This is a genomic window from Calditrichota bacterium (assembly GCA_014359355.1).
Taxonomy (GTDB): domain Bacteria; phylum Zhuqueibacterota; class Zhuqueibacteria; order JANLFK01; family Oleimicrobiaceae; genus Oleimicrobium.
Genome location: JACIZP010000196.1, coordinates 1 through 6,370, shown reverse-complemented (window position 1 = coordinate 6,370; position 6,370 = coordinate 1). Strand labels below are relative to the sequence as shown.

At 60.6% G+C, this 6,370-nt stretch carries 4 protein-coding genes; all 4 read right to left on the bottom strand.

Annotated features, from left to right (window positions below; genetic code table 11):
• Nucleotides 1-3,022 (bottom strand): hypothetical protein (locus H5U38_08770; GenBank protein MBC7187112.1); only part of this gene is annotated, 3,022 nt, incomplete at its 3' end.
• 44 nt (nucleotides 3,023-3,066) lie between these two features.
• Nucleotides 3,067-3,795 (bottom strand): class I SAM-dependent methyltransferase, encoded by a 729-nt coding sequence (locus H5U38_08765; GenBank protein MBC7187111.1) that lies wholly within the window; start codon nucleotides 3,793-3,795, stop codon nucleotides 3,067-3,069.
• On the bottom strand, nucleotides 3,792-5,537 hold the full coding sequence (locus H5U38_08760; protein MBC7187110.1) for a glycosyltransferase family 39 protein: 1,746 nt from the start codon (nucleotides 5,535-5,537) through the stop codon (nucleotides 3,792-3,794). The genes H5U38_08765 and H5U38_08760 overlap by 4 nt, the downstream gene beginning before the upstream one ends.
• Nucleotides 5,534-6,370, bottom strand: an 837-nt coding sequence (locus H5U38_08755) for a glycosyltransferase family 2 protein (protein ID MBC7187109.1), incomplete at its 5' end; no start/stop codon positions are given. The genes H5U38_08760 and H5U38_08755, both read right to left, overlap by 4 nt.

Genomic DNA, 6,370 nt, shown 5'->3' with positions numbered 1-6,370 from the left:
CCCAGGCAGCGGCATAAGAGCCGGGGGGCACTACGCTGTCCATGAGCTTCCGCACCATTTGCCCGCGGAGATTGTATACGGCAAGAAGGGTCGTCTGCAGGTGCAATGAATCGGTAGGCTCGTCTGGGATCACGAAGGTCGTTCGCAGCTGCCCTGCGGCGGGATTCGGAAAGCACCCGCGAATCCCGAATGTGTCTGGAACCGAGGCCTCCACCCGGACCGGAGCGGAGTACGAGACGCTCCCGTCGCTGCCAACTGTTGCGACGCGATAGATGAGCAGCCCCTTGGGCACAGCAAAGTCCCGCCAAGTGTACTCGACCATGCCGCCCGAGCTGTCTTTTCGTGACTGGACGAAAGCCGCATCCTGGTAATCTCCCCCGCCGACGCTCTTTTCGACGCGAAAGCCTTTCACTTTCGGGTCATGCGGCGAGTGCCAGCGCAAGAGAATAGTGTGGCCCTCCGCGACGGCCTCCAACCCTTGGGCAGGCATCAGTCCGGACGGAGTACCCATGACGATGCCCAAGGTGAGCAACTGCTGCTGATTGATGGAGCACGTAACCGAATTGGCGTCGCAGGTTGCTTCGCCGAGAGGCGTCTCTATGTGGCTGAGTCGCAGAGCACGGCTGACGGGAACTCCGTCCAAAGAGATGCGAAAGTCGCTCCCATGCTCACCCAGGTTCCACACCCGCACCACCAGCTCCCCTCCGGGGTCGTCCTCTGCCGGCTTGATGGCCCAGAGGAGAACCTCTGGGTTGTCGATGTGCACCAAGGAAAAAGCATCTGCCGGCAAAGCCGACCCCCCACGCACTCTCTCCGCCACCAGCGGATTTTGGTGCTCCAAGGCGAAGCGCATGGCCTGCGCTGGAGAAAAGCCGGAGCGGCCCCGCAGAGCGAAACGCTGCAGGAAGTAGCGGTCGCCCCCTTGGTTGGGGATGCCAATACCTGGGCCATCCACCTGGCCACCGACCAGCACCGAGATGCACGGCGTCGCCACGTCCAGCCAGTTAGGCGTGCTGTTGCCCAAACGCATGAAGTAGCAGTCGACGTTAGAGAGCACAAAGCCGGGGCCATTGCCCCCCACGTCCGCGAAGTGATTGAGAGTCAACCAGTCGTAACGCGCCGTGCGTGGGGAGTAGTGGCCGCCCTGCGAGGTGAGCCGCGCCAAGATGACGGCGCCTACCTCCTCATGCCAGACATCCGCGCCGGGAAGGGTGTGGCTAAAGTCCCAAGTGTGGAGGTCAGAAAAGTTCCTGGTAATCGTGTTTTCGATCTCGATGCGATCCACGTTGCGCATTAGAGTGACGCGCGTGACATGAGGCAGTGGCGTACCACAGGTAGCTTTCAGCGTCAACGAGACAGGGCCGGCTTCCTCGAGCTCAATTGTACCCGCCCCTGGCCCCAAGTTGTTCAGTCCACCTCCCTGACCCGCCAGCTCTATGTTGCCCTGCTTCTTGTCCACCAAACTGGTGATGGCCCCATTCCCCGCGAGGGCCAGGCGATAGGAAGATGTCTCGACGGTTCCCCCCACCGTTTGATTCCAGTCAGAGAATTGCCGGCCCGTGCCAGGACGCACCTCGAGGACGCGATAGCCCACCGGCGGAACGTTCGTGGCAAGCACACGCAGCTTCGGTTCGCCACTGAGTGTAGAATGTTGCGCCGGCAATTCCTCCCCACTTGCCACGTCGACGACGACACAGGGAAAGGGGCCCAGATAAGGGAGGTCCACATAATCGGTGCGCTGCCAACTGAGCGGGTTAAAGACGTAGAAGCGCGGGAAGGCCCCTGCGGGAATCATCTCGGCCAGGCGAGTCTGCGCGTCCTGGTAAAGGGACTCCACATAGGTCTCGACGGCCTGGGCAGTGCGCCGCTGCCACGCTGCCCGCGCCTCCTTGCTGATGTGGCCGTCGGCGGTCCACGCATGTTCGAAGTAAAGCCCCATGCTCATCCACGCTACATCGCGCGCCTGCTCTCTGCCGGCCATGAACGTCGGGTCCCTGGTGACGATCAGGGCGGCCATCGCCTCGGCGGTGCGCAGCTTCTCCACACTGCGCTTCACCCGTGCCGAGACTTCTGCCATCGAGGCGCAATAAAGGTCCCACTCATTGCCAAAGGAACACGACAGTTGCGGGAGTTGATCGCCGTAGATGGCCTCGAAATCTTCAAAAAAATTATCTTCATTGGAGACGATCACACGCCGATCCGACCTCGACTTCTCCTTCGCGGCACGCACGAACTCATCAGTCAGCACCTGAAGCTCGTCCCAGCCCTTGCCAAACACGCCAATGACGCGGTAAGGATAGAGGCTCTGGAAGTACGGGTCCGCATCGACAAAATCAATCACCCCGAAAGTATCGTAAGCCTCTGCGTATCCCCCGATGCCCTGGTTGCCGCGGTAGACCATGGAGTTCCATTTCATGAGGATCTTGCTGCCGTCAGGGCCCATCCACCAATATGCTTCGTGCTCCCTGCCGTACACATAGTCAATCTGCGTGAGACAGGCACACACGCCCTTCCACGAGTACTTGGCACCGGCTCCCGCCCACAGGGCGCCAAGTCCATAAGGCAGCGTCTGATTCTCCATGGAGATGGCTATGGGAAAGTGGAGCCCATAGCGTCGCTCCAGAGAGCCCGCGTAGTACATGCTCCGCAGCACCGCCTCGGCCGGCACACCACCGTAGCAGATGACCAGAGGATTCAGGGGCACACCGATATGGCCGCTGCGGATCCGCTGGATTAGCCTCGCGAACTCGGCGGCGGACTTGTTCTTCTCGTAGGTCCACACCCAAAAGGTTCCATCGCAGTTGAAGCGGCTCTGGAAGTCGCTCGGCTCGTGCTCGGTGGCGTCGGCGAGGTCAAGGTAGTAGTCCAGCATATCCAGGAAAGCCTGTCGGTAGGTCTCCTCGTCGGCCCGCCACATGTAATCGGTGTGGTCGTCATTTGCAATGTAGATACGCTTCTCGCCCTGGGCAAACCCCAGGACCGCAAAACACGAAAGCACCGTCAAGAGCACCAGTAGCCGCACGATTGGACTCCTTGGGTTATGTAGATCGAGGCAATGAATCGCTGTCAGGGCCTACCGTAGGCGAGCACAGGAGGCGCAGCATTTGGAGCCGAGTGGGTCTTTTCTGCGGGGCAAACAGCAACCGCAGGGCGCAGGCGAAGGGCTCGATACAGGCACAGGCTGCGACCAACCAGTGGTGGAAAGCGCAGTTCCTTGTCGATTGCGAAGTACCTCAGCAAAGTCTGGCGCACGCGCTGCCGGGCATCTCCGAAATCTACTTGTGGATCCTCGCCGGTGAGGAGCTTGAAGCCAAAGTCGATGACCCGGGAAGCACCAGGGGTTACCACCACCAGTGCGCCAGAAGGCTTCAGAACTCTACGCAGCTCGGCGCAGGCACTGACGAGGTCGGGCACAAACTCCAACGCGCTGATACTCACCAGCAGGTCAAAACAACCATCCTTGAAGGGCAACCTCTCCGCACTGGCCTGCACCAGATGCGCTTTGATCTGGTGCTCCCGCAGCACGGCGGCGACAGCACTGGCAAACGGGTGCACGTCTGCCCCAAAAAGCGAACGACTGTGCCGATGCAATTCGGGCAGGAAGACCCCACTGCCATAGCCGACTTCCAGCACGCGACCGGAGGCCAGCGGGGCCATCAGACGACGACACAACTTGAACCTCTGCCGCTGCACAAAGCCGAGCAGAGGACGGTAGTTCCAATCTGCGTGGTCCACCCTCCCGGTCTTTACCAGTGAACCAACCGGGAGAAGGCGGAGCCTCCTCATCCGCCTCATCGCGGGGTCTCCTCAATTAGAGCTGTGGAATTCTGCGAGGGAATCGTCAGGTCGACCTGGCTGGCGTCAACTACGAGGGCAAACACTTCTAACGCCCGGTTCTCTACCACGAGGGGGAAATGTGCTCGCATTTCTGCTTCGAACCCCGCCTTCTCCGCAAGAGCGTCTCGCTCGGCAACAAAAAGGTGCGCTCCTCGCGAGGCGAGGCTTTCCAAAGCAGCAACCGACTGCTCTTCGATAGCGATATTGAATCCCTTGTGTCCAAGCCAGTAGAAAAGATATGGGGCATTGATCGCCAGCGGGTAACCATCTTCGTCCGCCTTGTGGCCGCCAGAGGCCACAATCAGTTCGCCAGGAGGAATGTACGGCTTAACCTCCCGGGCGCACTCATAGACGGTCTGCATGTGGGAGGGATGGAGATCCTTGGCAATGCGAAAACCACAAAAGATCAAAGACGAGGCCACACAGAAGAACACCGCCAATTGGCCCAGCCTGCGAAGCGGCCTAAGGCCTCTCGCGGCGCCCTTGGCTGTGCTGGCAGCGAGTACCGTTGCCGCTACGCCGCCAATCATCGCGGCGGCGATGGCAGTGGGAATCGAGGGTGCAGAGCCAAGAACGAGCCGCGCAACCACGGCCAGCAGAGCCACGGCACCAGCCAAGATGAGTCCTCCTGTGCCCCTGGGCCAGGCCTTGGGGAATGCCGAGTCGGCGCCGAGGCCAAAAAGCAAGGCCACGGGCGGCACGCTGGCGATGTGGTAGTAGATGGCCCAATCCTCGCTGGTCGTCCTGCAGGCGGCCACATAGTAGGCGAGCACGGAGAGCATCCACAAGAGGGCTACACTTGTCCCTCGCCAGCGCCCGCGCAGGATCGCGTAGGCCCCGACCAGCCAGCCGAGAGGCATCCAGACAAAGAGCAATTCGATTCTGAGGATTCCTGCGACGAACCGGGGGTTGGTGAAAAAGTCCCAACCAATCCAATGGTACTCGTTGGAGAGCCCCAAGGAGTTGTGGTATGTCAGCCACAGGTGGTGCGCATGCAAGTACCAGAGAGCTGCAGGAAGCACGGCAAGCAAGGCCAACACCCAAACTCGCCAGCTCCGGAGACTGCGAACCCCCTGGTGCATGAACAAAAGAGCCCCAAACAGCAGCCCGATATGCGCGCTGTTCAGCTTGGCCAGAAGGGCGCACGCCGTGATTCCTGCGGCAAGCCAGTACCACTTCCAGCTCCGCTCCTCCAGCCAACGGATGAACGCGTAGACCGCGGCGATGAGGAAGAAGAGCATGATCGACTCCGGCTGCAGAGAGTTGGAAACGCGGATAGCGAGCGGACTCATCACAAAAAAGGCCAGAGCCAGAAGCGAGGCACGTGGTGGGAGGAGTTTCTTAGCAAGGAGCAAGAAGATCCACAGCGTTCCGATGGAGAACAGGAAAGGAATGATCCTCCCAAGTTGTTCGTGAAACCCGAACGTCTTGTAGAGCAGAGCGATGCCGTAGGAGAGCGCGGGGAATTCCATCTCTGCAAAGCCCGGCCCGTCGCCGCGCCAGTCGATGCGCGGGTAGAAGATGTTCATCCCCTCCGCGCAGAAATTGCGGGCCACGGCGGCGATATCACATTCCCGCCACGCCTCGCGGACCCTTCCGTCCACCGGCCGCCAAAGGTCGATACTCCTCAGCCAAATGGCCACCGCGAAAAGGAGCAGAACGACCCCTTGGGCGGATGCCCTATGGCCCGGTCTGTTCATGGGAGGGGCGCCGTCCTTGCTGCGTGCGCCTCCTCCAGTTGCGCCTGTGGCCCTGCATAGTCACTCCCCGGGACCGCTTCTGTCAAGGCTCTCGGTGCCCTTCTTCCGGAGAAGTGGGGGCGTAGCCTTTGCAGGGCCAAAGCCGTGAGAAGGCCCATATGTCCCCAGATGGTATGTAACACCTTCATCTTCGAATGGCCAAGCAAACGGCTGTGCAACACGGTGGGGAACTCCACGATTCTCCCCCCGGCCCTGTCCACTTTTGCCAACAATTCAACGATGCCGATGAAGTTGCCGTGGGCGAGGGTAAGCTGCGCCACTGCTTTGCGGCGATAGACGCGACAGCAGCTCGAGTAGGTAGCCAACTTGTTATGGAAGACCAGATGGTAGCCTTTGGACAGGTGCTTGGAAAGCAACAGCCGCCAGCGCGGCACATTGAAGACCGCCCCCTGGCGATGGTAAGGCGATGCGACGACCACGTCGACCCCGTCTGTCAGCAGAGGAATCATCTGCAGAAGGTCGAGCGGGTCATAGGTGCAGTCGGCGTCGATGGAACAGACCACCTCAGTAGTGGCGGCTTTCAAGCCCGTCTGAATGGCGGCTGCCACCCCCTGGTTCTGTGGGTGACGCAAAACGCGGCAATGCTCGCGCTCCCCGAACATCCGGGCAAGCTCGTCGGCGGTACCGTCGCTGCTGGCGTCATCCACAAAGACATAGCGGAAGCGGTATCTTCCCTCGGCGGCGCGTTCCAGATCGGAAAGCGCGTGAGCCAGGTAGGAAAGGGAGCTTTTCTCGTTGTAGCATGGGACGACGAGCGTGACCTGCTTGCCTTT